Here is a 26,438-nt window from a genome sequence, read left to right on the forward strand (position 1 = left end):
CGCTCAGCGCCGGTCCTCGACGGGGCCGAGGAAGTCGATCGCCCGCTGCGTCAGGAGCCTGGCGGCGTCCGGGTCGTAGGACGGCAGCGAGCGATCGGCGAACAGATGCCGGTCGCCGGGGTAGAGGAACAGCTCCGCGTCGGGGTGCTCGGCGACCAGCGCGTGAGCGGCGTCGATGTCCTCGGTGAAGAAGGGGTCGTCCTCCATGGCGTGCACCTGCACCGGCACCTTCCCGGGCCAGGCCGGACCGAACTCCGACACGGGGATGCAGGCGTGCACCAGCAGCGCGCCACGCGCCCCCGCCCGCGTCTGCGCCAGCTTCTGGGCGGGCAGCACCCCGAGCGAGAAGCCGGCGTAGACGACGTCGTCGGGGAGGGGGCCGGCCGCGCGGACCCCGCGCCCGGTGATCTCGCCGAAGCCGACCTGTTCGACGTACCGGGAGCCCTCCTCCTGTGAGGCGAAGGTGCGCCCGTCGAACAGGTCGGGTGTGTGGACGGTGTGTCCCACGGCGCGGAGGTCGTCGGCGAAGGCGACGACTCCGGAGGTCAGCCCCTGCACGTGATGGAACAGTACGACCTCTGCCATGGTGAACTCCTCGCCCGCCGTCGGTGGATACTCCGGGCGCCGACACTAATCGAAAAGCGTCGAACAGGGTCGGCCTTCCGGCAATCTCCACCGACGCGGCGGCGCGATGTCCGGACGGCGGCGGCTCAGCGCAGGGCCGGGGCGGCGACGCCTTCCGGCTCGGGCCCGGCCGGCGGTTGCGGGAGCGGCCCGGCGCCGTGGCCGATGAACGTCCGGGGGACGCTGTCCGGCATGCGGTCCTTGCCGTCGTCGGCGGCCCGGACCTGGGCGAAGGCGGTTCTCAGGCTTCGCTTGAGCCGCTGGGAGACCGGCCGCTCCACCCACCGGTGCACCAGGTGGGCCAGTACGAGCACGCCCGCCACCGTGCCGCCGAGCAGTGTCCAGCGGTCCACCCGGTACTGCAGGTGGTGGAAGATCTCCCAGCCGATGGACTCGTGGAACAGGTAGAGCGGATAGGTGAGTGCCCCGGCCGCGGGCAGCCAGCGCCAGTCGACGCGGCGGAACCAGCCGAGGGAGACTCCCGCCATGACGGCGAAGAAGAGGGTGACCAGCACCGCGACACCCCAGCTGGGGACGTTGTGGCCGACGTACTGCAGCGTGTTCCGCCATCCTCGCGCGGCGGTGAGCTGGCCCATGGCGAAGCACAGGGCCACGATGCCCCAGAGCAGCATGTTCTGGCCGAAGCGGTAGATCAGGTAGAAGGCCAGGCCGGCGATGAAGAACCAGCAGTACTGCGCCATGAGCAGGTCGCTGAGCGGGCCGGAGCCGTACCCCTTCGCCAGCAGCGCGGCCGTGGCCCACACACAGCAGAACGCGACGACACGCCGGTAGGTCAGACCACGCCACACGACGAGGGCGAACAGCAGGTAGAAGCGCAGCTCCGCCCAGAGCGTCCAGTACACGCCGTCGACGTGCTCGATGTCGACCGGCCACTGGAGCATGGTCAGGTTGACCAGCACCTCACGCCACGCGTGCGGCTCGAGACCGCCCGGGACCAGCGCGACCACGGCGGTGGTCGCCAGCACACCCAGCCAGTACGCGGGGAACAGCCGGATCACCCGGGAGGTGAAGAAGTCCGGCACGGTGCGTCCCCAGCAGCTCATGCAGATGACGAAGCCGCTGATCATGAAGAACAGGTGGACGCCGAGCCAGCCGTACGCCGAGGGCCGGAAGATGACGGGGAACAGCTGTGCCTGCGGGCCGTCCCACCCTTCACCGAAGGCGACATAGTGGTAGAAGACCACCATCAGGGCCGCGATGAGCCGTAGCGCATCGAGGATCGCGATCCGGTTGCCCCGCTCCTGCCGCCCACGTGGCCCGCGACGCGACTCCGTCGCGGGTCTCGCGGATCTCCTACTTCTGCGCACGCACTTCTCCAACGCTGCGATCCATAACAAAACAGGACGAATCCCTTTGGTGGGCAGCGTCGAGTACCGCTCCACATGCGTGGGGGAAAGGGAGCCGGAGCGGTGTCATGTCCGCGAGAACGGCGTGATCATTCTAAGCGCAGGCGGCTGCTGCCCAAGCCGCGGAGGAGCGCCCGGACCGGCGCTGACCACCGGTTCGAGCGCTCAAGATACTCCATGCGCGGTCCACGACCACCGCGGCGTCAGGCCCGCCGCGGTGTCACGGCCGCTCGACGGGAAGCCACAGCTCGCAGGTCGCGGTGGAGAAGTCGGCCGCGCGGTCGAGGACCGCGACGATCGAGGGCCCCGGCCGCAGCCGCCACGGGTTGGACGGGAACCACTCGGTCGCGGTCGCCGCCCACGCCGACTGCAGGGCCTCGGGGTGCGGCCCGCTGGTACGGAACACCGCCCACATGCCGGCCGGCACCTCGATGGCGTCGAGCCCGTCCGGGACCGGAGTGTCCCGGCCGACGGCGACGCCGTGCAGATAGGTCAGCTCGGTGCCCTCCCGCGCGTCGGGGTCGACGTCGTCGCTGACCTGGAGCAGGCCCGCGGGCTCGGTGACGCCGAGCGCCTTGAGACGCTGGTGCTCCTCCTGCGGGATCGCGGCGATGTGCTGCTGGATGTGCGGGTTGACGCCATGGTGGATGAGCGGGACCCGGGTGGAGTGTCCGACGAGGCGGAACGCGGGGCGGTCGGTGAGGCGGGTGTCCATGGGGGTAGTCCCTTCGACGGTCAGGCGGAACCTGAGCTGCGGCTGTGTACGCAGGGGGCCTCCGTCGCGGCGCACCTCCGCGGGACCGGCACCGTGAACCGCCCGGAACGCACGTCCGAACGCCTCACGTGAGCCGTACCCGTGGCGGACGGCGATCTCCAGCAGGTCCTCCTCGCCGCGGACGACGTCACCGGCGGCGACGGTCATGCGCCGCCGCCGCACGTACTCCGAGAGCGGCATGCCGGCCAGCGACGAGAACATCCGGCGCAGGTGGTACTCGGTCGTCCCGAGCCCCGCCGCCAGCTTCCTGACGTCGAGTTCCCCGGTGAGCTGCTCCTCGACGCGATCGACGAGCTGGTTGAGTGCCGAGATCATGAGGCCTCCCTTCGCCGTCAACCCTGGCAGCGGCCGACCCGCCCCCGCCCGACCGCTGCGAACCGATCCGATCATGCGCCGAGGGGGACCGCCGGTTCAGTGTTCGCAGAGGGAGAAGGCGCGCTCGTAGAGCTGCTCGTTGTGTTCGTCGACGAAGAACTTGCGCTCCCGCATGAGCTCCTCGCGGTACGCCTTGGCCTCCTCCAGCGTCATGGTCGAGGTGTCGGCCCAGGGCTGCTGCGGCGGAACGTCGGAGGTGGAGACGATCCTCTCCGAGGGGTCCACCAGGAAGAACGCGAGGATCTTGCGGTGCCCCGGCCGGGCCGGGTCGACGAGCCGGAACGGGCCGACGCGGTGCTGCAGGACGTTCGGGAAGGCGAGGCAGCGGCCCTCCGGCGTGGACGCCGATCCCCGCACCTGGTTCAGGGCGTCCTCGTCCTCCAGGCCGTAGACCTCGCGCAGACCGTTGTCGTCGTTCTGCTCGTAGTCCGGGTCGCCGAGTGCCGCCCGGAAGCTCAGCCGGCTCTCGGTGATGTTGTCGCTGTCCCAGTAGTAGATGCCGGTCGACACGATCCGTTCGTTCAGCATCCCCTCCACGTGCCAGGAACCACCCGCGTACTCGGGCCGGTCCGGCGTGAGACGGATGGTGGCGAGCTTGACGACGACCTGGAGCCGACGGCCCCGCAGGCTCACCCTGTCCGACGCGGCGGGCCTCTCGGGCGCGGTGAACACGGGGGCGTCGGGTATGACAGGCCGGCGGTTGTCCCACCAGTCGTCCGTGGCCTCCTCGTACGCGCGGACGGCTTCCTGGAAGCTCGCGTCGTCGGCGTAGGAGGACCTGTCCGGGAACTCCGGCTCGGAGTCGTACCACCCGTAGGGGTCGGCTGTGATGCGCAGGGGCCGCGGATGGCGCAAGTCGGTGAGCACGTTCTCCCACAGCGGCAGCATGCGCGCGAACAACTCCGGCAGCACGGAAGCGAGTTCGCGATGCCTCTCGGGGTGGACGTTGTTGACGTACGAGAGGAAGGCGACCTGCCCGTCGTCACCCACCTCGACGTCCGTGGGCAGCCACTGGAACCGCTCCGAGAACTCGTACTTCGCGTAGTGGCCGGTCGGAGCGCGCCAGGCCCGCTCCGGTCCGCCGCTGACTTCACGCACGAGACAGAACAGGGACGGGTGGACGAGATCGAGCACCTGACCGTCCGATCCGGGATGCCGGTCCAGCTCCTCTTCGGGGACCTCTTCCAGCACACGGACCGCCTCACGCAGCCGGGACCGCAGCGCGTCGTCGATCAGCGTGTCCGACTGCCACACCCCGTCGACCGCGGACACCTCGATGCCGGTGTGCCCGTCCCGCAGCGCGGCGTAGTGCGCGAGTTCGTCGAGCACGTAGCGGACCTGGGCCTCGGTGAGTCCCTGGGCGGTCGCTTCGCGCGTCCACCGGGCGACGATGCCCGCGTCGTGCATCTTCTCGAACCACGCCGGCTTCGCCCGCAGAAGCGAGCTGCACCGCGTCATCTCGATCTCCCGGAGCGTCCGGGGCGCGGCGAACGCTGCCGAAGGGGTCACGTGGAACGGCAGCGGAAATGCGGACAGGCCAGTCAATTGTCTTGATCCTCCCGGTAGATGCGAGCGCCGGGAACACTACGGCAGGGGACCGACATCGCAGCCGTGGAGGAGGAGGGAGGGGGAGAGGGGAGCGGGCGCGGTCAGCCGAGGGTGTCGAGGGCCGTCTCGGCGACGGTCATGAGTGAGGCGCGGTCGGGGTTGATCGCCCCCATCACCTTGAGGCCCTGCATCGTCACGATGAGGTAGCGGGCCAGGTCGCGGGCGTTGCGGGTGTCGGGCAGCTGCCCGTCGGCCTGCGCCGAACTGATGACGTCACGCAAGGCGTCCTCGATCGACGAGGTCGTCGCCCGCACATGCGCCGCGACCTTCGGGTCCTGCGTGACACGCTCGGTCGTGGCGCCGACGATGAGGCACGATTTGCGGGCGCCGTCCTGGACGATGTCGTCCACCGTCGCCACCAGCACCTCACGCAGGAGCTCACGCGCCGGAGTCCCCGCGCGCAGCATGTCGATCAGCGGCACGGCGTACAGCTGGCGATAGCGGTCCATGGCCGCCAGGTACAGGCCGTCCTTGTTGCCGAAGGCCGCGTACAAGGATCCCCGGCCGACACCGGTGGCCTCCACGAGGTCCTGGATCGACGTGCCCTCGTAGCCCTTGCAGCGGAAAGCGTCCATGGCGGCGTGCACCGCCGCCTCGGTGTCGAACTCTCTGACCCTTGCCATGGCGCAAGGGTAACCATTTGGGAATGAACAGTCAAAATTCTCATCCGTGGCTGCTCCGGGCCACCCTCACGGCGTCGCCGGTGCGGGTCGGTGGACGCGATGACGTGTGCCGCACGGACACGGCCCGTTCGTACGACGGGCGGCGTCCGGCCGGACACGGCAGCCGGTCCGGCCGGACACCGCAGCCGTCGGCTGCCGGGCATCTGCTCACGCCGACGGCTGCCCGACGCCGGTGAGGAATCCGCGCATGTACCCGGCCACGGTGTCGAGGTGACTTTCGAGGAGGAAGTGACCTCCGCCCGGAATCACGTGGATCTCCGCGTCGGGCAGGTCGTTGGCGAACGCACGTGCTCCCTCGGGGCCGAAGATCTCGTCCCCGGCGCCCCATACGGCGAGCAACGGCACCTGACTCTCACGGAAGTAGGCGTGCACCTCCGGGTAGAGGGGCGGATTCGTGGCGTAGTCACGGAAGAGGGCGAGCTGCGCGAGGTCGTTGCCGGGGCGGCTCACGTCCCGGTGGTCGGCGGTCCAGGTCTCGGGATCGACCAGCTCGGGCCGGGCCACCCCGTGCAGGTACTGCCATCGGATCGCGTCCAGCGACAGGGCGGCGCGGACCCCGGCCTCGGTGTCCGGACCGGGGTTGTCCCAGTACGCCCGCACCGGCAGCCAGAATTCCTTGACGAAGCCCTCCTCGTAGGCGTTGCCGTTCTGGGTGACGACCGCGGTGATCGCGTCCGGGTTGCGCAGGGCGAGCCGCCAGCCGATCGGGGCGCCGTAGTCCTGGACGTAGATCGCGTACCGCGTGATGCCGAGATGACGCAGCAGGCCCTCGGTGACGTCGGTCAGGGCGTCGAAGGTGTAGGGAAACGCGTCGTGCGCCGGGGTGTCGGAGTGCCCGAAGCCGATGTGGTCCGGGGCGATGATCCGGAACCGGTCGGCCAGCGCCGGTACGAGGCTGCGGAACATGCGCGAGCTGGTCGGAAACCCGTGAAGCAGGACGAGCACGGGCGCCTCCCGGGGACCCGCCTCACGGTAGTGAACCCGGTGTCCGGACACCGTCGCGTACTGGTGGCGTACCTCAGTCATTGCCTAACCCCTCAATGTCTCGACGACGGGTTGCCTCGCGTCAAGTAGACCCCCCGTTGCCTAACCTGTCAAACGCCATACAGAGGTTAGTTACGTCGATCGGATGCGACCAGGCGTGTCGTCCTCGTTCGAGCTCGGGCCGATCACGCCGACCAGTCCGGCGGCGTGCGCGCGCGGGCGTCGATACCGTTGTCCATTACGTGAACGAACGGTCAAAGGGAACGGGGCTGGGTGTGGATCATCCGCAGGCAGTGCGTTAATGGCGAGCCGCAGCCGTTGCGGCGCAATTCTTGACCGTACGGTCTATGTGTCGCTACTTTCGGAGTCAGATCTCGTTCGTCCGTCGGCGGCCCTCCGGGGGACGCCCGTGCCGGACGGGAAGAAGGGGGACCACATGGCAGGGACGGTGCCGCCTCCGACTCGCCGCGCTGCTTCCCGACTCCGAGGTGGCCCGCCCTGAAACTCGCGAAGGTCACCACGGCCGGCGGTCCGGCGGTGGGACCCCGCCCCGTCGTCACCTCGATAGAAAGCCTTGGAGAAAGCAAAGTCATGCGCGTCGACATCTGGTCCGACATCTCCTGCCCTTGGTGCTTCATCGGCAAGGCCCGCTTCGAGAAGGCCCTCGCCGCGTTCCCGCACCGGGACGACGTCGAGGTGGCCCACCGCTCCTTCGAACTCGACCCCCGGCTGCGGCATACCCGCTCCACGACCGACACGGCCCACGCGGCGAAGTACGGCATGACCCCGGCACAGGCCCGGGCGGCCGAGGAGAACCTCGCACGCGTCGCCGAGGACGAAGGGCTCACCTACCTCGTCGACCACCGGGACCACGGCAACACCTTCGACCTGCACCGTCTGCTGCACCTGGCGGCGGCCCGAGGCCGGCAGCACGCCCTGCTGAACCTCTTCTACGAGGGGAACTTCGCCTCCGGACGTTCGATCTACGACGTCGGTCACCAGGTGGAACTCGCGGTCCGCGCCGGACTCGACGAGGCCGAGGTGCGCGCCGTACTCGCCGACCGCCAGGCGTACGCCGACGAGGTGCGGGATGACGAGGCGGCGGCCGCACGGCTGGGCGTCACCGGCGTGCCGTTCTTCGTCGTCGACGGGAAGTACGGTGTTTCCGGTGCCCAGCCGGTGGAGGTCTTCGCTCAGGTCCTCGAGCGCGCTCGGCGGGATCACGCACCCAGGCCCACGCTCGTCGCCACGGCGGACCAGGCCGGGTGTGACGCCGACGGATCCTGTGCGGTCCCTTCCGACACCGGCTCCGTCGGCTAGAACGGCACCGACACCTCACGGCACGCGACATCACACGGCACGCCCTCGTGGGCGGCTGCCGCACGGGAAGGGTTTGTCATGGACGTCACCTTCGCCGGGGCGATCGGGGGCCTGGCGCACGCGTACGTACGCGCCATCCTGCATCCCGCGATCCTCAACCACAGCGTCCGCGTATGGCTGCTGGCGGATCACCTGGGACGGCAGCAGGGCCTCGAAGGCGAGGAACGCGAAGCACTGGCCGTGGCCTGCCTGTTCCATGACGCGGGAACGGCGGCGGCCCACGACGGTCCGCAGCGCTTCGAGGTGGAGGGCGCGGACGCCGCCAGCACGCTCCTGAGGGACCACGGGTGGCCCGAACCGCTGGTGCGGCAGGTCTGGGAGGCCGTGGCCCTGCACACTTCTCCCGGTATCGCGGAGCGGATGGGAACGCTGCCGAGGCTCGTCAGGCTGGCGGTCCTGGCGGACTTCGGCAGGACCGACCTCATCGAGGCCGGCGACCGGGAGACACTGGCCCGTGCCCTCGCTCGCATCCCGCGCCTGGACATCGAGACCGCGCTGGGCGACGCGGTGGTGGCGCAGGCCCTGCGGTTCCCGGACAAGGCCCCGCCCTCCAGCTGGCCCGGTGGCCTCCTCGCCGCCCACCGGGCGCACCCGGACGGCACGGGCGTGAACCCCGCCTTCTGACACCGGCTACGCCACGATCTTCTGAACAGGGTCCTCGCGAGATGGGTCAGGTGCTGTGCGGCTGCCGAACTCACCGCGAAGCATCGGTGATTCGTGCGGCAATCACGGTGAGCCGCCCTGCGCTCAGCGCGCGCGTAGCCGCACCCGTCACTACGGTGTTGTCAACGAGCTTCCCGTCAGCTCCCGTCGCAGCCCGCCGTCGCTCCTTCGTCCGCTTCCGTCGGACCCGGCCGGGCATCGAACTTCGTGGCGCCGCGACCGCCGCCCTGGGAGACCTTGCCACGGACGAGGGCGCCGCCGAGGTGGCCCGCGCGGCCCAGGCCGACGGACCCGTCGACATCCTGGTCAACAACGCGGGCTTCTACCGCCACCGTTCGTGGGCGGACGCGAGCCCCGCCGAATGGAACGACACCTACAACATCAACGTCGTCTCAGGCGTGCGCATGATCCAGCACCTGGTCCCGGCGATGCGGGAGCGGGCTGGGGCCGGCCTCCCGCGTCGCGGCGTCGGACAGGCTGCGCGGCACTCATGCTCAGCAGAATACGGGCCGTGGGCCGGCCATCGGGCACAGGCCCACGCCCGCGTCGCCTGCCCGGCGAGCGACCCCGTGACGTCGGAGACACTGACGAGCTGGAACGCCCACCACCGGACTCCTGGGGGACGGGCCCGGCACGCACCACTCACCTTCCCCCGGAGCCGGTGTCCCCGGCACGTTGCGTCGAAGTGCCGTGATACTCGGCCCACATGGAGGCACCGGCGCCCAGGACGACAGCCGACCACACGGCCACTGTGATCCACACAAGGGCCTGGCCGGGCCCCTCCAACCATGCGACGTCGAGGGCGGCGGCGACCGACAGGGTGGCCGCCGCCGTCATACCGAGAGGGAAGACGGTCGACCAACGGCGCACGTCGTACCGAAGCCGCGGCCACACTACTTCACAGCCCGCGAGGACCGCCCACGCCGCGAGGGCCACCGCCAGAAGTGCGACGGTCGCGTGCCGCATCACGGCGCTGTCGTCGTCGTTCCAGAGGCGCATGCCGGAGTCAGCCGCGTCGATCAGTTTCGCCCCCGCGAGGGCGGAAATGGCCAACGCGCCGCCCGCGACCCAGTGATCTCCGGCCCCACGTGCCACCTCCCGCACGTCGAACCGCATCAGTGCGGCGGCGCAGAGGAGGAGACCCAACCAGAAGATCACCAGCGCGGTGTGAGCGAGCCAAGCCGTCGAGGTGGCCGCGGCCAACGTCGCCCCCAGCACGGCGAGTCCTTCCGTGGCCACGCACCCGAGGAAGACCGACCCCGGCATGCGCCGCCCCCAGTGGCGCACGACCAGCATCAGAAGGGCCGGCCACAGCAGTGTTGCGAGAGCCAGGAGGGCGGCCGCCACGGAGGTCCACCCGAGCAGGGAGAATCGGGTGCCCAACACAGCCGTGGCGGCGACGGCGGTCAGCGCGCCCGGCGTGTCCGTCCGCGTCGCCCACCCCACCCGGTCGGACAGCAGCAGGTGGGCGAAGCTCGCCGCGAGCAGGATCCAGGCGGCGCACGCCGGTACGAGTGCCACCCGGGACAGCGCCTCGTGACCGACCAGGTGGAGGCCGACCGACAGGATGCCGGTCGCCATCACCGCGGCCCCGGCGGCCGGGGCACGCGGTGCCCACCAGATGCGCGGCGAACGACGGTGGGGAGACGCCATGACGGTGATGTTAGGCAGGCCCGGGTCCCTGGGCGGGCGCCCACGCCGCAAGCGCCCACCCGTGGCGGAAGCCGTCCCCCTGCGCAGCGGACGACACGCCGTACGGCGGCCGATCCCGAGCGGCGCGCGTGCGGCCGATCAAGGTGGACCACGTGACGCGTGACGGAGCCGGCGGGGCCGGATCACCCCGTGCCCGTCGGGTGACGGCGGCAGGGCGGTCCCTCGCGGTCGTGACGGCTGTAGCGACGGGTCAGCTGAGGACCCGTGCCAGTACCTCGGCCTCGCTGATCTCCGGATGCCTGGTGGCCGTGATGAGGGTCAGGGTCCGGGTGCTCGCGATCTCGCGCAGATGCTCCAGGGCTTCCGTCCGTTCCGGGGCGGCGAGCTCTTCGCGGTAGCGGCGTTCGAACTCACCGAAGCGGTCCGGATCATGCCGGTACCACGTGCGCAGGTCGCTGGAAGGCGCGATCTGCTTGCACCACTCGTCCAACGCGGCCTTCTCCTTGGCCAACCCGCGGGGCCACAGCCGGTCGACCAGCACCCGCACGCCGTCCGTGTCCTCGGGTTCCTCGTACGCTCGTCGTACCCGCACTTCGTGATGCGTGGACACACCGACCTCCGTGCATCTCGCGCCTCGCGCGTCCCGGTGTGGGACCGGGCCGGCAGAGGCGAGCTGTCCGGACGGACAACGCTACCTGCGGTCGCCCGTGCGGGACACTCGCCGAGGGTCGGGGGCGCACACCGCCGGCCACGGCTGCGATGCTCAGGAACGCCAGTAGGCGTTGGCAGTGGAGGTGATGAGCGACCCGCCTGGCACGAGAATCATGCCGTCGTCCGGAACTTGATGCATGCCGCGATCCTGCCGCCGGTTTTCCGCCACGCCCCAGCGACACGCGGTCCGCCCGCCCCTCCAGGTGAGCAGCCACCGCGACGCGGTTCTACGGTTGGATGAGAGCGATCGGCGTCGAAGCAGCGCCCGGGACCGCAGTGACCGGCACGTCACCACAACGCTGGAGCAGCCATGGCAGACCATCCGCCGGTACCACCGTTCACCTACGAGTCGGCAGTGCAGAAGGTGCGGATGGCGGAGAACGGCTGGAACAGCCGTGATCCGCACAAGGTGTCACTCGTCTACGCGGAGGATTCCCGGTGGCGTAACCGCGATGAGTTCGTCACCGGCAGAGAGGGCATAGTCGAGTTCCTCACGCGCAAATGGAGCCGGGAGCTGGACTATCGACTGATCAAGGAACTGTGGGCATTCGGCGGCAACCGCATCGCGGTGCGATTCGCCTACGAATGCCATGACGAAGCAGGGCAGTGGTACCGCTCGTACGGCAACGAGAACTGGGAATTCAACGACGACGGTCTCATGGCGGTGCGGCACGCCTCGATCAACGACCTCGCCATCAGCGAGTCCGAGCGCCGGTACCACTGGCCGCTCGGTCCCCGCCCCGAGGGGCATCCGGGACTGAGCGAACTCGGATTCTGATCCTGCCGTCGCCTCCTCGGCGCTAAGGGCTTTCGACGCGCTGGAATTGCGCCGGTCGGGTTAGGCTGGCGGAAAGACGCGCCTTCGGCCGTCTCAGGCTCTTGGCCCTGCCGTCGCTGACCGCGCGTCAGGTGCGGTGCACGTGGATGAGGGCCGGCGGCCGCGACAGGTGCTGAACCCCACCGCGGTGCGGAGTTCCCGGAACAGCGTGAAGGGACGACTCATGTCCTTCGTAACTGCCGAAGACGGTACGGACATCTTCTACAAGGACTGGGGGAGCGGCCAACCCGTCGTCTTCTCCCACGGCTGGCCCCTCATCGCCGATGCCTGGGATCCCCAGCTGAAGCTGATGGCCGACAACGGGTACCGGGCCATCGCCCACGACCGGCGCGGCGGTGGTCGTTCCGGCCAGAGCTGGGAGGGCAACAACCTCGACACCTACGCCGACGACCTCGCCGCCGTGATCGAGAAACTCGACCTCCGCGACGTGATCCTGGTCGGGCACTCCACCGGCGGCGGTGAGGTGACCCGCTACATCGGCCGGCACGGCACGGACCGCGTCGCCAAGGCGGTGCTCGTGGGCGCCATCCCGCCCCTCATGCTCAAGACCGACGAAAATCCCGAGGGAACCCCGATCGACGTCTTCGACGACATCCGTAAAGGTGTGGAGACCGACCGCTCGCAGTTCTACAAGGACCTGAGCGCGGCGTTCTACGGTGCCAACCGTGAAGGCTCCACGGTCACCCAGGGCACGCGCGACGAGTTCTGGCTCTGGAGCATGACCGTCGGCATCAAGGGTGCCTACGACTGCGTCAAGGCCTTCTCCGAGACGGACCTCACCGAGGACCTCAAGAAGATCGACGTACCCACTCTGATCGTCCACGGCGACGACGACCAGATCGTCCCGATCGTCGCCGCCGGCGACAAGAGCTCGAAACTGGTCGAGCAGGCGGTCTACAAGGTGTACCCCGGGGCGCCGCACGGCCTGGCCATGGTGCCCAAGTTCGCCGAGACGTTCAACGCCGACCTGCTGGAATTCGCGTCGAGTTGAGTCCCGTCCGACGCGGCCGGAGCCGGGACGACGGTGAGCGGGCTCCGGCCTCCCGGCACGACGCCGTCTTCGAAAGGGCGAGTGGGTGCGGCCACGGGCACACCCAGCATTGAGGTGTACCTCCAACCCGCCGCGCCCACAAGGGCGTTCCCGCCCGTCGCCGCGGGCACCCGCTCGCTCCAGTCCCGCGCCGCGTACGAGGGGCGCGAAGGTGTCCGTGGTGGCGACGGCCACGTCGTGTCCCGCCCGGCGCAGTTCGGCGCCCAGGCCCGTGTAGGGCGCGATGTCGCCCAGCGATCCGGCTGCGGCGATCAGGATCCTCATCGGTTCTCCTTCGGGTCGAGGTGACCACCCGCCTGGCGGTCCGCGTTGGCGTGAACTGCCCTGCGTGTGTAGGCGGCCAGGCCCGGACGCTGCTGTGCGGGCGGTACGACCAGAGCGAAAGCGCGCGGGTCGGCGACGAAGTCGTCGGCGATGCGCCGGTGCATGTCGGGAGGGCAGGAGGTGAACCAGCGTGAGATGTGCAGCCGGTGCTCCTCGGCGAGGTCCATGACCCGCTCGCCGTCGCCCGGCGTCCCCTCGTCGAAGGCCGCGAGCAGTTCCGCGCGCCAGGCCGCGGCCTCTGTCATGAGCCGGCGCCAGTCCTCCTTGGTGTGGGCGGCCGCGCGGGCCATCGCCTCGCGCTGCCCCTCCGAACGCGCCCACTTCAGCTCCGCCTCGGTGGCATAGCTCAGGTCGAAGGTGATCTCACCGAAGACCTCGAAGCGTTCCTCGGGAGTCATGGGCACCCCGGTTCTCCGGACCTCGATCGCCCGCTCCGCCACCTCGGCCAGCCGCTGCAGACGGGCGATCTCCTCACGCAACTGCCGTTGCCGGTCACGGAGGCGGTCCACGGGACTCGCCTGCGGGTCCTCGAGGATCTCGGCGATCTCGTCCAGGGAGAAGCCGAGCTCACGGTAGAAGAGGATCTGCTGGAGACGGACCAGGTCGGCCTCACCGTACAGCCGGTATCCGGCGTGGCTGCGGTCGCCGGGGGAGAGCAGTCCCGCCTTGTCGTAGTGATGCAGCGTACGCACCGTCACACCGGCGAAGGCCGAGACCTGCCCCACGGAGTAACCCATTCACCCTCCCTTTCGTCGGCACCCAGCTTTGAGCCTGACGTAAGGGGAGGGTCAACCGGCACGCGCCGGGCTCAGCCGCCGCCCGTGAGCCAGGCGCTCGGTTCCATGTACTGGCCGTCGAGGAGGACCTCGAAGTGCAGGTGCGGACCGGTGGACAGCCCTGTCGAACCGGCAAGTCCCAGGGGCTGCCCGGTGGCCACGCTCTGACCGGTGGTCACCTGGAGCGCGGACAGGTGACTGTACGTGGTCTCCAGCCGCTTGCCCTCGATCGTGCCGTGATTGACGACCACGCGGTAGCCGTAGGCCGGTGTCATGCCGGCGAACTCCACCCGCCCTTCGCGGGCCGCGGACACCTGGGCCCCCTGCGGCGCGTCGAAGTCGATGCCCGTGTGCAGCTTGGTGACCCCGGTCAGCGGGTGCCGGCGCGTACCGAACGGCGAGGTGACGGTGAGCATGGTGACGGGCGGTTGCAGCAGGGGGCCGGTCGCCTGGCCGCTCTCCTGCTCGGGGTTCCGCTGGACCAGGGCGTCGTACTGAGGCCGCCGCTTTTGTACCTCGGTGACGAAGTCGCGAACCGACGGGGGGACTGTGCCGGCCTTCGTGACCTCGTCCGCTCCGGCCGCGTACGCGGCGAGGGTGAGGTCGGCGACCTCCCCGTTGACGGTTCCCTTGGTGCGCAGTGCGGTCATCTTCTCCGCCAGCGAGCAGTCCCGCCGCCCCAGCGCCATGATCGCGTCGATCGCGTCGCGTGGCGAGGACGTGCCGTTGCCGTCGTCGTCCCGGCCCCAGGTCTTCCAGTCGGCTGCCGTGAAACGGGCGAGGCCCTGCTCGGAGAGACTCGCGCTGTCGCTCTGCCACCCGGACAGCTGGTCGATGTGCGCGGCCAGGAGCGCGGGGGTGATGCCGGGGCAGTCCGCGATGGCCCGACGGAGCCAGGGGACGTAGGAACCGTCCACCTTGCTGACGGACGACTCCGCCCCCTGCGGCGCCTGATCCTGCGGCACTGCCGTGTCGAAGACGCCGGCCAAGGAGAGGAAGACGAAGACCCCGGAGAGCGTCACCACTCCCGGCAGCACGATCAGCGTGAAGGGGCCGGGGCCGCGACGACGACGGCTGTTCGTCCCCGTGCTGGACGTCTGCGTGGCAGGCGTAGGTGGGTCGGGCTGTGCCGTGCCGTCGTCCGTGGGCTCGTTGTGCATGGTCCGTTCCCGGCTGTCCCCCGACACGCGGGAGTACGCCGCCTCTTCCCGATCCTTGGTCACCGGCCGACGGAGTTCCTCGACGGCACCACGGCGGGGCGTGATGCCGGCGGGACGTATCGGCTCGGGCTCAGACACTAACCGGGCCCGTCCTGGCCGGTCACCGGGCGTGAGGCCAGTGCGGGCTGCCCGATGGGGCACTACGGGTGCCCAGAGCGACAGTGGTGGAGGGTGGTGCGGGGTGTGGACGGGCGGAAAAGGTGATGCGCCCGAGCCGGCCGGTCCGGGAGACTCGCGCGTATGACGGCCAAGATCACGCGCATCAATCCCGACCAACTGCACACGACTCCGGGGTACCACCACATCACCGTCGTGGAGGCGGGCCGGACGGCCTATCTGGCGGGACAGTGCCCCCTCGACCGCTCAGGGGAGCTGGTGGGGCCGGGTGATCTGGGCGCCCAGATCGACCAGGTGGTGGCCAACGCCGTCGCGGCCCTGAGCGCGGTGGACGCCGGGCCGGACCGCGTCGTCCGCTCGGTGATCTACGTGGTCAGCGACGACGGCGCGGTGCTCGGTGGCGCGTGGCGGCGTCTGACCGGTTCGGCCCTGGGGCCGGCGTTCACCACGGCAAGCACACTGCTGGGAGTCGCCCGGCTCGGCTTCGCCGGACAACTGGTCGAGGTCGACCTGACAGCGGCCCTGCCCGAGCGGCCGGCATCGCGCTAGAAGGGGAACTTCGACTCCACGCAGTGCCCACGGTGCACAGCGTCCGGCGGTCGTCCTGTGGTGGTGCCATCACAGGACGACCGGTGTCAGAGGTCCGCCCCACACCGGTGAACGTCGGCCGGGTGGGACGAGGCGGGTCAGTGGGCGGTGGCGAGGGCGCGGGCGTCCTCGGCGATGAGTGCCGCCCGCTCCTTGCTCAGGGACTTGCCCGACTGCACCTTCGCCCAGGTGGCCAGCACCGAATACTGCTTGAGTCCGAGCATGGCCGTCATCGAGCCGACGGCGGAGTCCTTGGCGCCCGAGGTGAAGATGAGGTGGGCCAAGCCTGTCGGTGTGGCCTTGAGGGTGAAGGTCATCGTGTCCTCGGCGGTGCCGCCCTCGCCCGATGCCACGGCGCGCAGGGTGTGCGGTCCGGTGGCGAGGGTGGCCAGCTCCAGGGGCTTGCCGGCCGGGACGGAGCGGCCGTCGAGAGTGAGCGTCACCGACGAGCTGTTGTCGCTCTGCACCGTCGGAACCGGCGACTGCGCACGGTCCAGCACGGCGTCGGCGGCGGGGGAGGTGATGCGGACCGCGGGCTTGGCCGGGGGCACCGACCGACTCTGCCGGAACGCGCTGTTCCATCCGTTCAGTTCGGTCGGCCGGTTGGTGATGACGCCGTCAACACCCGCACTCTCCAGTGCCTTCCAACGGTCGGCGGAGTCCACGGTCCACACCATCACGGCCACACCGGCCTTGTGCAGGTCGGAGATGACGGACGGCTTCTTGCTGAGCGCACCGTCCTCCGGGTTGTACGCGGCGAGGTGCAGTTCCTTCGCAAGGGCGACCGGGTCGGCGTCCAGGGTGCTGCGCAGCAGGCCGAGCGGCAGGTCGGGAGCGAGTTCGTGGGTGTAGCGCAGGGCGTCCACCTCGAAGCTCTGCACGAACACGCGTCCGGTCATACCGTGGTCGCGGATGGTGTCCACGATGGTGGCCACCTCGTCCTTCGTGTGCGCGCCCTTGATCTCCAGCAGAAGGTCGCCGCCACGCGTGCGCAGGTCGTCCAGCTGGGCCGCCAGCGTCGGGACCCGCGCCCCCTTGTAATGCGGAGCGAACCAGGAGCCGGCGTCGAGCGCGTCGATCTGCGCGGACGTCAGCGACCGGACGGCACCGCTGCCGTCGGTGGTGCGGTCCACGGTGCCGTCGTGGAGGACGTACGGCACGCCGTCCTTGCTGGGCTGGACGTCGTTCTCGACGAAGTCGGCACCGCCCCGGCGGGCGATCTCCTGCGACGCCAGGGTGTTCTCGGGGGCGGCCGAGGAGGCGCCACGATGGGCGATGACGGTCAGCGGCGCCCCGGCCGCACGGATGTAGCTCTGCGGCGGAAGCTCCGTCACCTTGAGGTCGTCGTAGGAGGCCGAGGCCCCGTTGACCAGCAGGCCCTGGACGCCGTCGGCGGATCGGGCGACCTTGGAGGTCCGCGTGACCTCCTTGCCGTCGAAGTACCAGACGGCCTTGGTGCCGTGCACCTCGGCAGCTATCTTGACGTCCCTGCCGGTGCCCGCGGCGTACGGCGCCGCGTGGGTGTCGGTGACATTCCAGGCGTTCGCCGGGGTGCGCTGGGCGAACTCCAGGCCGTTGGCCGCGGTGGTGCCGGTCCGCATGGTCGCGATGGACCACGGGACGGCTCCGTTCGCCGGCAGGTCGAGCCCCATGGCGGTCCAGCGCGCGGCGTCGACGGCCGACTCGAAACGAGCGGTGACCTCGATACGGAAGTCGTTGAGGTGTTCGCCGAAGGTGATCCGGCTCAGCTGCGAGGCGTTCGCGGAACTGCCGTACAAACGACCGTCCTTGACCTGCCAGGCGCCCTCCACGGCCTTGAAACCCTGAGGCAGTGAGGTCCCGGAGAAGTCGGTGGAGAGGACCACTCGGCCTGCCGGTGTGTCGGCGTCGGCGGACGGGGGCGAGTCCTCGGCACTGGCGACCGTGGGGAGGGACACGGCGAGCAGTACGGAGGCGAGGAGCGCGACGCGGGACCGCGGAGCACGCCGCGGGCGCGCGGTGCGGGCCGGCGGGGACATGAGTGAAGTGCGTGGCATGGCGGGGACGTTAGGGACCGCCGGCGATCATGCCGGGCCGGGCGGATGAACACGAGGAGACGGCTCGTGGTCCGAACGGTCGTGTTGTGGAGCGCGCTCCAGCGGCCACGCCACACCGTGACCGTGGCGTCCGTGTCGAAAGATCTCGTCCTGACCCTGATGGGCTCAGCGTTCGGGGGTAGACGGGGGCGCATGGCACAGAAGACCGAACGTATTCAGTTCCTCCGGGCAGTACGGCAGCTGCGTCGTATCCGTTCCTTCTACGCCGCGGCGATGCTGTTGTGGGCCGGTTCCGCCGCCTGGAGCGGCTGGCAGGCGTCCGGCGGGCGGCAGATGTGGGTCTCCGTCCTTCTCCTGGCCGTCTTCACCGCTCTGTTCGTCACGGCGAGTGTCTCCCTGCGGCGCATCGCGGTCCCGGCCACCGGCCGTCCGGTGCACCACGCTGCCCCGCACGCCGTGTCGAGCACCCGCCGCCACGCCCCTGCCTGAGTGCCCGCGGACGTGATCAAGCGGTTCGCACCGGGCGACACCCGAGAATCACCTGTCGACCCCGCCGGCGCACCCCGGCGTTGGCAACCCGGTGACGCCGGCGGTCGGGCACGGCCTCACCCGTACGCGGCCAAGGCCATGCCCGTAGGCGGCGGGTGAGGGAAAGGTGGCCGGTTCGGTTCGTCGAAAGCCCGCAAGAGGCAGCGAGCCGCGGTGTCCACGCCCTCTCGCGCGGGTGGCCTCGGGAGAGGCGTTCTGCTTTCGTCGGCGAGGGCGTGGGTCCTCAGCAGGTCACTGTGGTGGCCGCTGTTGGTCGAGTGGCCAATTCGTCAGCTTCATAGGGTTCAGCATCAGCCACACGCTCGTGACGCCGTCATCACCGACGTCGAAGGTAGCCATTCCGTATCGATGTCCCTCAGCTCGCAGAATGTAACCGAGACCGTCAGCTGTATCGCGTCGCTCAAGACGAAGGGCGGGCTGCTTGCGCCACACTCCCAAGAACCACCGGGCCACATGATCCGACCCACGGATGACCTGAGGCGCGGCATTGACGAAGCCGCCGCCGTCCACTCGCAGTTCGACGTCCGGAGCCAACACGCGGAGCAGCTCCTCGATGTCCCCGCCCACCGTTGCGTCACGGAATGCCCGAACAACCTCGTCATGCTGATGTGGAGAAACCTGTGCGCGTCTTCCTCGCCGCACATGGCGGCGCGCGGACGTTGCCAATTGCCTTGTTGCCGCCGCTGAACGCCCTACCACAGCCGCGATCTCGTCAAACGGGACGCCGAACACATCATGCAGTACGAATGTCACTCGCTCCGCTGGGGTCATGGCCTCAAGGACCGTCAGCAATGCCATGCTGACGGCATCATCGAGGGTGACACGTTCAAGCGGATCAGCAGCGAGATGACCGGAGTTCAGTGGCGCCTTCGCCGTGTCCGCAAAGAGATCAGCCGGAACTGGCTCCGGTAGCCATTGCCCGACGTACGTCTCCCGCCGTGCCCGTGCGGAACCCAGCAGGTCGAGTGAGATGCGGCTCGCAACTCGCATCAGCCATGCCGCAGGCACGGCGATCTCGTCGCGTTGCTCGGGCTCGAGGCGATACCACCTCGCATATGTCTCCTGCACGACGTCCTCGGCGTCGGCCAGGGTGCCCGTCATGCGAAAGGCCAGCGACAGCAGGCGATGTCGCTCCGCCATAACCGAATCGAGAGCCCGTGATTCGTCACGCTCGGCTCCTCCGAACTCCGCTGATCCGGCAGGGAAATCTTCCGACACGGGGCACCCCTTCCCAGTGGAGTGCGGCACGCCTCACCTATCGCTGACGGTCAGACGTTCCACATTCCTTCATTGTCGCATTCAGGCGGTGGGAATCCCCGCGATCGGGTACCGCACGCTGCCTGTCCGGTACGCGCCCCGCGGAACCATGGCCTCGATGGGCTCCTGGCCGTCCACGGTCACCACCTCCCGATGGTCTCCGCGATGGGCCAGAGTGGCACGGAACAGGTCGTCGTGGTAAAACCTGTCGGGTCCAGCGATCTCGACCACACTCCCCGGCTCCAGCGTCGTGACGGCCTCGGCGAGCAGATCGACGACTTCGTCAAGCTCGACGGGCTGGATGAAGGACCTCGGAGCGAGAACCTTCCCGTCCACGGTGTGCTGGTCGATAAGGACAGGAATGTAGCTCTGGAACTGAGTGGCCCGGATAATGGTGGCGGGGATCGAAGCGGATCGCACGGCCTTTTCCTGCGCCACCTTGCCGAGGTAGTACCCGATCTCCGACGCGTCCCCTTCCCCGACGCCGACAATGGAGAGCACGATGTGATGGCGGACACCTGCCCGCTCGCCTTCCACAGTCAGGTTGTCGATCGCGCCCTCGAAGAACGAGATCGCCCCCTCCGCGTCAAAACGGGGGGTGTTGAGGACGTTCACGATGGTGTCGACTCCGACGAGAGCCTCGGAGAGCCCCTTACCCGAGATCACGTCGATTCCGTCCTCCAGTCCTCCTGAGACCACCTCGATGCCCTTGGCCTCCAGGTTGTCCGCGAGGCGGGACCCCACACGGCCGCGCCCACCAGCGATGAAAACCTTCATTTCCTCACTCCGTTCCGGGGCACCAGTCGCTGCCCTCACCGACATGACGACGCAGGCCGGAAGAATGTGAGGCGGCGAAGCAGGCTGGTTGTCGCACCGTGTCCTGTGCGGTGGGGCGGGGCCACCGCCGCTCAGCGGGCGGTGAGATATCGGGAGGCCAGGGCGGTCTCCAGGACATCGGTGCCGGCGTCGTCCGCCGCCCAGGCGACGTATCCGTCGGGGCGGACGAGCACGGCCGTACGACGGTTGCCGGCCCAGTGCTCGACGGCCGGCAGGAAGTCGGCTCCGTCGTCCGGGGCGGCGCCGGGCGGAAGGTGCGCGGGGCGCGGGGTGACGAGGACGAAACGGCCACCGCGCAGCGCCTCGTACAGGCGGTGACCGCCGTCGAGGACGATGTCCGGGACTCTGGTTCCGACGAGGCGGTGGGCGCCTCGCGGGGCGGGATACCGGTAGCCGATGCCGGTGAGCTGGGCCAGCGCCTTGGCCCGGGCGGGCGCGGCGGCGTTGGCGAGAGCCGAGACGACGGCGCGTACCGCGCGCAGAACCGGATTCTGTGCCCGGGCCAGCCGGACGAGGCCCCCGCTGCTGCGCAGAACCGCCTTGCCGACCGGGTGGCGTTCGGCGTGGTAGGTGTCGAGGAGGCTGTCGGACGCCTGCCCCTTGACGACGGCCGCGAGTTTCCAGCCGAGGTTCGCCGCGTCCTGCAGGCCGGTGTTCATGCCCTGCCCGCCGGCCGGTGAGTGGATGTGCGCCGCGTCACCGGCGAGGAAGACCCGTCCGACCCGGTACTCGGGCGCCTGGCGTTCGTCGCTGTGGAAGCGGGAGAGCCAGCGGGCGTCGTGCATGCCGTAGTCGGTGCCCAGGGCACGACGGGTGACGTCCTTGACCTCCTCGAGGTCGAGCGGTGCGTCGTCGGGAACCTCGTGGCGGCGGTTCCAGCCCATCACCCGGTACCAGCCGTCGCCGAACGAGGCGATCATCGCGAACACGTCGCCCGCGCCGTCGACGGTCAGCACGGTCTCGGGCTTCTCGGCGAGCCGGACATCCGCGAGGAACAGGGACGTGATGACGGAGACACCGGGGAAGGGCTGGCCGATCGCCCGGCGCACGGCGCTGTGGTGGCCGTCGGTCCCGACGACGTAGACGGCTCGGCGGGTGACCGTCGATCCGTCCCCGGTGCGGACGTCGATGTCGACGCCGTCCGCGTCCTGCCGCAGCGCGAGGAGTTCACTCTCGTACTGGAACCGAACGCCGAGCCGCTGCGCACGACGCTCCAGCAGGCGCTCGACCTCGTACTGCGGAGTGATCAGGAGGAAGGGGAAGCGGGAGGGCAGCGTGCTCAGATCGAGGGAGAGGCGGCGGAAGAGCCGGAGCCCGGTGAGGGTGCTGCCGGTGGCGATCAGATCGTCGGCGAGGCCGCGGGCGTCCAGTTGCTCGAGGGTGCGGGCGTGTACGCCGAAGGCGCGGGAGAGGTTGCTGATCCTGTGCGGGCGCTTCTCCAGCAGGGTGACGGGGACTCCGGCCTCGGCGAGGTCGCCCGCCAGGAGGAGGCCGGTGGGGCCGGCGCCGACGACGATCACGGGATGCGGGTAACCCGCGGCGCGGCCGGTGCTCTCGCCGGTGTCGGTGCCGTTCATGGAGACCTCCCAGTCGCCAACGGTTGTGGGCCAACGATTGTTGGTCAACGTGTGTTGGCAACCGTAGGCTTGTGCCCGCCCGGGTGTCAACGCTTGTTGGCCTACGGGTGTTGGCATACGATCGTTGGCATGAGTCACAGCATGCCCGCCACCCCCGCCCGCCGCTCCGACGTCACCCGCCGGGCCATCCTCGACGCGGCCCGCGAGCGGTTCGCCGCCGACGGCTACGAGCGCGCCACCATCCGCGCCATCGCCCAGCACGCGAAGATCGACCCGTCCATGGTCATGCGCTACTACGGCAACAAGGAGGGCCTGTTCGCGGCGGCCGTCGCCATCGACCTCCGGCTGCCCGACCCGGCCTCGTTTCCCCGGGAGGAGGCCGGCCGGGTGCTGGTGACGCACTTCCTGGACACGTGGGAGCAGAACGAGGTGCTCACCGCGCTGCTGCGGGTCGGCGTGACCAACGAGGCCGGCGCCGGGCGCATGCGGGGCATCTTCAGCGACCAACTCCTCCCGCTGGCCCTGCGGGTGTGCCCCGACCCCGAACAGGCGCCCGCGCGTGCCGCGCTGGTGTCCTCACAGCTGCTGGGCCTGGCGCTCACCCGCTACGTGCTGCGCTTCCCGCCCGCCGCCGAACTGCATCCCGAGGAGATCACGGCTTGGCTCGCACCCACCGTGCAGCACTACCTCACCGCGCCACACCCGGGGACGTGACAGGCCTCGCGGGTGACAGTCGACGGGCGCCGTCGCTGTGACGGAGAAGCTGCCGGACACCCCCTGAGAGTGGGTGCGCCGCTGCATGGCCTCAACGATCCCGGGCGTGTGGCCGGGCACCCGACGATCCGTTGAAGACCGCTGAAGCGGACCGTTGGGGCTGTTGTTTACTGCGGTAGGCCGCAGACATGACTGACATCACCGGGTGATCACCTGAGGACGCATGGACCACGGGACCGGCCCACCCGCGAGTGAGTGCGCGGCGGCAAAGGCGCCGGTGGCGCCCTTTGTGTCAGTTGCCGGGGGAGAATGGGGTCATGGTGTTGTGTAGGAACTGCGGTGCGCAGAAGCGTCGTTGGCCTCGTGCTTGTGCCCGTTGCCGTCCCCGGTCGGACCGGGGGGATGCGGCTGCGGACGCTGCGGAGCTGGCCGTGGAGACGGGTCTGCTCGGGTGGATCGGACGAGGGGTCATGACCGTCGTGCGGCTCGTACTGCGTGCGGTCGACTGACTGCCCCGCACGAACGTGACGCTGCCGGCTCGCCTGCCGGGCTGACGCCCTCGTCAGCCGCCCCAGGGGAAGGAAGCCGTCTTCGTCGGCGTGCTGTGCGCTACCCCTGCCGCCCGCCGAAGAAGACCCCGCCCGCCGCGGCCAGCGCCGCGCCCCGTGCCGCCTGTCGCGCGAGGAGGGGATCGTCGCCGCCCCGCATGAGCAGGACCTGTTGATAGACCGGTGCCGTGGAGGCGACGAGCACCCTTCTCGCACACGTCCCTGCGGGGCACTCGCCCCGCGCCACGCCCCGCTCCACCACGACCGCGCACCGCGCGTACCGGTCCTCCCAGAACCGCCGGAGAGCCGAAGCCGCCTCGGGGGAGCGGAAGGAAGCGGCGATCAGCGCGGCGGTGACAGGTTCACCGGTGAGGCCGGCCTCGACCTCGGAGTTGAGGGCGGCCAGGTCGCCTTCGAGGGTGCCGGTGTCGGGCGGCTGCCAGCCGTCGCTGCCGGCGGCGTCGAGGACGTCGGCGAGCAGTCCGCCCACGTCACGCCAGCGCCGGTAGACGGTCGTGCGGTGCACGGCGGCCCGCTCGGCGACCGCGTCCACACTCAACGCGTCGTACCCCCGCTCCACGAGCAACTCCCGCACAGCCCGCAGTACGTGCCCCCGGATGCGCGCGCTGCGCCCGCCCGGCCGCCGCACCACGGCCCCGCCGCCCCGGCCTCCCTCGCCCGCCCCGTCGGCTCCCTCGGCCGTTCCGGGTTTCGCGCTTGCCGCGCCCCCTGCCGTCATGACAGCATCCTAACGCAACTGTTGTCGCAGTAAGGATGTGGAGATGCTCTTCCCGGACGCTCACCCGACCCACCGGCCCGCCACGGCGGCCGTCCGTCACCCGAACGTCCAGGAGACCTCCCGTGCCCACGCAGATCACCGCCCGCTCCGTCTCGAAGTCGTACAACGGCCGCCTCGTCCTCGACGCGGTCACCTGCACCCTCACCACGGGTGAACGCACCGGCATCATCGGGGAGAACGGCTCGGGCAAGACCACCCTTCTCCGCCTGCTGGCCGGCGTCGAACAGCCCGACAGCGGCACCGTCACCGTCCAGGCGGACGGTGGCATCGGCCACCTCCCGCAGGACGCCCGCCTGCCCGCCCACCACACCGTCCAGCAGGCCGTCGACGACGCCTTGAGCGACCTGCGCGCCATGCAGGCCCGTATGCGCCGCCTGGAAGCCGCCATGGCCACCGACCAGACCCCGAGCAGCAACTCCCGCGTGCTGGCCGAGTACGGCGACCTGCTCACCGCGTTCGAACTGCGCGGCGGCTACGAGGCCGACGCCCGTGTCGAGCGCGCTCTGCACGGCCTGGGCCTGACCCACCTGCCCCGCGACCGCCCCATCGGTGACCTCTCCGGAGGCGAACAGGTCCGCCTCCGCCTGGCCGCACTCCTGGCCGCATCCCCTGAGGTGCTGCTGCTCGACGAGCCGACCAACCACCTCGACGACCACGCCCTGACCTGGCTGGAGGATCACCTGCGCACCCGGCCCGGCACCACGGTCGCGGTGTCCCACGACCGCACCTTCCTCGACCGCGTCACGACCACCCTCCTCGAGGTCGACGCCGACCGCCGCACCGTCACCCGCTACGGCAACGGCTACGCCGGCCACATCGCGGAGAAGGCCGCCGCCCGCCGCCGCTGGGAACAGGAACACGCCGACTGGGAGGCGGACGTGGCCGCGCAACGGGAGGCCGCCGCGGTCACCGCCCGCCGGGTCGCCCCCGGCCGTGCGATGAAGGACGGCAACAAGATGGCCTACGACCGTGCCGCCGGCCGTGTCCAGCAGTCCGTCGCCGGCAGGATCCGCAACGCCGAGGAACGCCTGCGCCGCCTGCTCGCCGACCCGGTTCCGAAGCCGCCCGAGCCACTGAGCTTCACCCCCACCCCACCCTCGGCCGGCCGCCTCTCCGGCACCGTCCTGGAGGCATCCGGCGTCGCCGTCACCGGTCGCCTCGCCCGCACCGACCTCACCGTCAAGGCCGGGGACCGCCTCCTGATCACCGGAGCCAACGGAACCGGCAAGAGCACCCTGCTACGCGTGCTGGTCGGCCGGCTCACCCCGGACACCGGCCGGATCACCCGCCGAGGCCGGATCGGTCACCTCCCGCAGGAGCCGGCGCCCGGCAGGCCGGGGGAGACGGTACTGGAGGCCTACGCCCGCGGCCTCCCCGGCCACCCCGAAGACCACGCCGAACGCCTCCTCGCCCTGGGCCTGTTCACCTCCGAACGCCTCGCGGCCCGCGTCACCGAACTGTCCACCGGCCAGCGCCGGCGCCTGGCGCTCGCCCGCCTGCTCAGTCGCCCCAGCGACGTGCTCCTGCTGGACGAACCCACCAACCACCTCTCCCCGGCCCTCGTCGAGGACCTGGAACAAGCCCTGGCCGACTACCCCGGCACGGTCCTGCTCGTCTCCCACGACCGCCGCCTCCGCAGCCGTTGGACAGGCACCCAGCTGACCCTGCCCGCACGCGACACCACCGCACCACCGACCGATTGACCTCAACGACCCCGGTCCGGGCAGGACTTGTGCTGCCTGCCTGCCTGCCTGCCTGCTGGCCCACCTGCCAGCCGGCCTGCGGTCGGCCCAGCTCGTGCCCTCGGCAAGGGGCAGCTTCAGGTGAGACTCATGAGGAAGTCCGAGATGACGGTGTGCAGGATCTCGGGCTGTTCCAGATGCAGGTCGTGGCCGGCGCCCGGGATGGTCACGGCCGTGGTGGCCGGCCGCCGCCGGAGCATCTCGTCGGCTACCCGGGAGGTGATGAAGCCGGACCGGGCCAGGACAACCAGAGTGGGGCAGACGACCTGCGCCCACTCGTGCACGAAGGAACACTGTGCGTTCTCCGACAACGAGCGGACCATGACGTCCAGGTCGAAGCGCGGCCACCACCCGTCCGCGCGTTCCTCCAGCCCGGCCGCCCACGCGCCGACGGATCCGCCTCCGAGGAACGCGGCGGCCGCTTCGCGTGAGGGGAACGGTGTCGGCCATGAGTCGAGCCAACTCCCCACGCCCGCGCGCTCATTCGGGTTCCGGCCGCCGGGACCGGCCTCGACGGGCACGAGTGCGCGGACGAGTTCGGGGTGTGCGGCGGCGGTGAGCAGGGCGGCGTGCCCGCCCAGGGACTGGCCGACCAGGACGGCCCATCGGGACAGGACCTGCTCACCACGGAGGTGAGCCTCA

At 70.2% G+C, this 26,438-nt stretch carries 25 protein-coding genes and 1 pseudogene; 9 read left to right on the top strand and 17 right to left on the bottom strand.

Translation table 11 applies throughout. The features are described 5' to 3' along the window. Positions 1 to 3: 3 nt before the first annotated feature. From F3L20_RS18200 to F3L20_RS18225, 6 genes are all read right to left on the bottom strand, one after another. Positions 4 to 585, bottom strand: coding sequence for a dienelactone hydrolase family protein (locus F3L20_RS18200; RefSeq protein ID WP_150155270.1), 582 nt, complete (start codon positions 583 to 585; stop codon positions 4 to 6). 125 nt (positions 586 to 710) lie between these two features. Further along, complete coding sequence (locus F3L20_RS18205; protein WP_240810679.1) at positions 711 to 1,832, bottom strand: acyltransferase family protein; 1,122 nt, start codon at positions 1,830 to 1,832, stop codon at positions 711 to 713. Positions 1,833 to 2,211: 379 nt separating this feature from the next. Further along, the gene (locus F3L20_RS18210; RefSeq protein WP_150155272.1) at positions 2,212 to 3,081 is read right to left on the bottom strand and encodes an AraC family transcriptional regulator; all 870 of its coding nucleotides are present in this window, start codon (positions 3,079 to 3,081) and stop codon (positions 2,212 to 2,214) included. 96 nt (positions 3,082 to 3,177) lie between these two features. After that, positions 3,178 to 4,686: a DUF4246 domain-containing protein gene (locus F3L20_RS18215; protein ID WP_150155273.1), complete on the bottom strand. Its 1,509-nt coding sequence runs from the start codon at positions 4,684 to 4,686 to the stop codon at positions 3,178 to 3,180. A 104-nt stretch (positions 4,687 to 4,790) separates the two neighbouring features. Beyond that, positions 4,791 to 5,372, bottom strand: coding sequence for a TetR/AcrR family transcriptional regulator (locus tag F3L20_RS18220; RefSeq protein WP_150155274.1), 582 nt, complete (start codon positions 5,370 to 5,372; stop codon positions 4,791 to 4,793). A gap of 207 nt (positions 5,373 to 5,579) precedes the next feature. Next, positions 5,580 to 6,458 carry an alpha/beta fold hydrolase gene (locus F3L20_RS18225; RefSeq protein ID WP_150155275.1) on the bottom strand — a complete coding sequence of 293 codons (879 nt, stop codon included), beginning with the start codon at positions 6,456 to 6,458 and terminating at the stop codon, positions 5,580 to 5,582. 549 nt (positions 6,459 to 7,007) lie between these two features. On the opposite strand from F3L20_RS18225, the gene F3L20_RS18230 reads away from it, so the two are divergent. From F3L20_RS18230 to F3L20_RS34715, 3 genes are all read left to right on the top strand, one after another. Then, complete coding sequence (locus F3L20_RS18230; protein ID WP_150155276.1) at positions 7,008 to 7,736, top strand: DsbA family oxidoreductase; 729 nt, start codon at positions 7,008 to 7,010, stop codon at positions 7,734 to 7,736. 78 nt (positions 7,737 to 7,814) lie between these two features. Then, positions 7,815 to 8,420: an HD domain-containing protein gene (locus tag F3L20_RS18235; protein WP_150155277.1), complete on the top strand. Its 606-nt coding sequence runs from the start codon at positions 7,815 to 7,817 to the stop codon at positions 8,418 to 8,420. Between the two features lie 41 nt (positions 8,421 to 8,461). Beyond that, the gene (locus F3L20_RS34715; protein WP_240810680.1) at positions 8,462 to 9,214 is read left to right on the top strand and encodes an SDR family NAD(P)-dependent oxidoreductase; all 753 of its coding nucleotides are present in this window, start codon (positions 8,462 to 8,464) and stop codon (positions 9,212 to 9,214) included. Here F3L20_RS34715 and F3L20_RS18245 read toward each other — a convergent pair. Next, complete coding sequence (locus F3L20_RS18245; protein WP_150155278.1) at positions 9,102 to 10,112, bottom strand: hypothetical protein; 1,011 nt, start codon at positions 10,110 to 10,112, stop codon at positions 9,102 to 9,104. The two genes, F3L20_RS34715 and F3L20_RS18245, sit on opposite strands and share 113 nt — an antisense overlap. A 250-nt stretch (positions 10,113 to 10,362) precedes the next feature. Then, positions 10,363 to 10,704, bottom strand: coding sequence for a DUF488 domain-containing protein (locus F3L20_RS18250; protein ID WP_240810681.1), 342 nt, complete (start codon positions 10,702 to 10,704; stop codon positions 10,363 to 10,365). Between the two features lie 429 nt (positions 10,705 to 11,133). Here F3L20_RS18250 and F3L20_RS18255 point away from each other — a divergent pair, with 429 nt between their 5' ends. Both F3L20_RS18255 and F3L20_RS18260 read left to right on the top strand, forming a co-directional pair. Beyond that, positions 11,134 to 11,601: a DUF1348 family protein gene (locus tag F3L20_RS18255; protein WP_150155280.1), complete on the top strand. Its 468-nt coding sequence runs from the start codon at positions 11,134 to 11,136 to the stop codon at positions 11,599 to 11,601. 223 nt (positions 11,602 to 11,824) lie between these two features. Further along, positions 11,825 to 12,652: an alpha/beta fold hydrolase gene (locus F3L20_RS18260; protein WP_150155281.1), complete on the top strand. Its 828-nt coding sequence runs from the start codon at positions 11,825 to 11,827 to the stop codon at positions 12,650 to 12,652. A 135-nt stretch (positions 12,653 to 12,787) separates the two neighbouring features. Here F3L20_RS18260 and F3L20_RS34720 read toward each other — a convergent pair. The 3 genes and pseudogenes from F3L20_RS34720 to F3L20_RS18275 all read right to left on the bottom strand — a co-directional run. Further along, positions 12,788 to 12,976: pseudogene (locus tag F3L20_RS34720) on the bottom strand (glycosyltransferase); the annotation flags it as partial. After that, positions 12,973 to 13,773 (bottom strand): MerR family transcriptional regulator, encoded by an 801-nt coding sequence (locus F3L20_RS18270; RefSeq protein ID WP_150155282.1) that lies wholly within the window; start codon positions 13,771 to 13,773, stop codon positions 12,973 to 12,975. The pseudogene F3L20_RS34720 and the gene F3L20_RS18270, both read right to left, overlap by 4 nt. A gap of 71 nt (positions 13,774 to 13,844) precedes the next feature. Continuing rightward, positions 13,845 to 15,035, bottom strand: coding sequence for a M23 family metallopeptidase (locus tag F3L20_RS18275; RefSeq protein ID WP_240810682.1), 1,191 nt, complete (start codon positions 15,033 to 15,035; stop codon positions 13,845 to 13,847). Positions 15,036 to 15,272: 237 nt separating this feature from the next. Here F3L20_RS18275 and F3L20_RS18280 point away from each other — a divergent pair, with 237 nt between their 5' ends. Then, entirely contained in the window at positions 15,273 to 15,698 is a 426-nt protein-coding gene (locus F3L20_RS18280) for a RidA family protein (RefSeq protein WP_150155283.1), read from the top strand. Positions 15,699 to 15,835: 137 nt separating this feature from the next. On the opposite strand, the gene F3L20_RS18285 is transcribed toward F3L20_RS18280, so the two are convergent. After that, positions 15,836 to 17,773 (bottom strand): glycerophosphodiester phosphodiesterase, encoded by a 1,938-nt coding sequence (locus tag F3L20_RS18285; protein ID WP_240810683.1) that lies wholly within the window; start codon positions 17,771 to 17,773, stop codon positions 15,836 to 15,838. Positions 17,774 to 17,965: 192 nt separating this feature from the next. Here F3L20_RS18285 and F3L20_RS18290 point away from each other — a divergent pair, with 192 nt between their 5' ends. Beyond that, a complete protein-coding gene (locus F3L20_RS18290; RefSeq protein ID WP_145824397.1) occupies positions 17,966 to 18,262 on the top strand; it encodes a hypothetical protein in 297 nt (98 codons plus the stop codon). A 291-nt stretch (positions 18,263 to 18,553) separates the two neighbouring features. Here F3L20_RS18290 and sigJ read toward each other — a convergent pair whose 3' ends face one another. The 3 genes from sigJ to F3L20_RS18305 all read right to left on the bottom strand — a co-directional run bounded on the left by sigJ (position 18,554) and on the right by F3L20_RS18305 (position 21,993). Then, complete coding sequence (gene sigJ, locus F3L20_RS18295; RefSeq protein WP_150155284.1) at positions 18,554 to 19,540, bottom strand: RNA polymerase sigma factor SigJ; 987 nt, start codon at positions 19,538 to 19,540, stop codon at positions 18,554 to 18,556. A gap of 81 nt (positions 19,541 to 19,621) precedes the next feature. Beyond that, positions 19,622 to 20,356, bottom strand: coding sequence for an SDR family oxidoreductase (locus tag F3L20_RS18300; protein WP_150155285.1), 735 nt, complete (start codon positions 20,354 to 20,356; stop codon positions 19,622 to 19,624). Between the two features lie 131 nt (positions 20,357 to 20,487). Continuing rightward, positions 20,488 to 21,993: an FAD-dependent monooxygenase gene (locus F3L20_RS18305; protein WP_150155286.1), complete on the bottom strand. Its 1,506-nt coding sequence runs from the start codon at positions 21,991 to 21,993 to the stop codon at positions 20,488 to 20,490. A 129-nt stretch (positions 21,994 to 22,122) separates the two neighbouring features. Between F3L20_RS18305 and F3L20_RS18310 the strand changes: the two genes are divergently transcribed. Beyond that, positions 22,123 to 22,707 (top strand): TetR family transcriptional regulator, encoded by a 585-nt coding sequence (locus tag F3L20_RS18310; RefSeq protein ID WP_240810684.1) that lies wholly within the window; start codon positions 22,123 to 22,125, stop codon positions 22,705 to 22,707. 609 nt (positions 22,708 to 23,316) lie between these two features. Here F3L20_RS18310 and F3L20_RS18320 read toward each other — a convergent pair. After that, on the bottom strand, positions 23,317 to 23,994 hold the full coding sequence (locus F3L20_RS18320) for a TetR/AcrR family transcriptional regulator (RefSeq protein WP_150155288.1): 678 nt from the start codon (positions 23,992 to 23,994) through the stop codon (positions 23,317 to 23,319). A gap of 122 nt (positions 23,995 to 24,116) precedes the next feature. On the opposite strand from F3L20_RS18320, the gene abc-f reads away from it, so the two are divergent. Next, positions 24,117 to 25,757: a ribosomal protection-like ABC-F family protein gene (gene abc-f / locus F3L20_RS18325; protein ID WP_206338795.1), complete on the top strand. Its 1,641-nt coding sequence runs from the start codon at positions 24,117 to 24,119 to the stop codon at positions 25,755 to 25,757. Between the two features lie 116 nt (positions 25,758 to 25,873). Here the strand turns inward: abc-f and F3L20_RS18330 are convergent, their stop codons facing one another. Next, positions 25,874 to 26,410, bottom strand: a complete 537-nt coding sequence (locus F3L20_RS18330; RefSeq protein ID WP_150155290.1) for an alpha/beta fold hydrolase — start codon at positions 26,408 to 26,410, stop codon at positions 25,874 to 25,876. Positions 26,411 to 26,438 lie beyond the last annotated feature (28 nt).

Source organism: Streptomyces tendae, assembly GCF_008632955.1.
Taxonomy (GTDB): domain Bacteria; phylum Actinomycetota; class Actinomycetes; order Streptomycetales; family Streptomycetaceae; genus Streptomyces.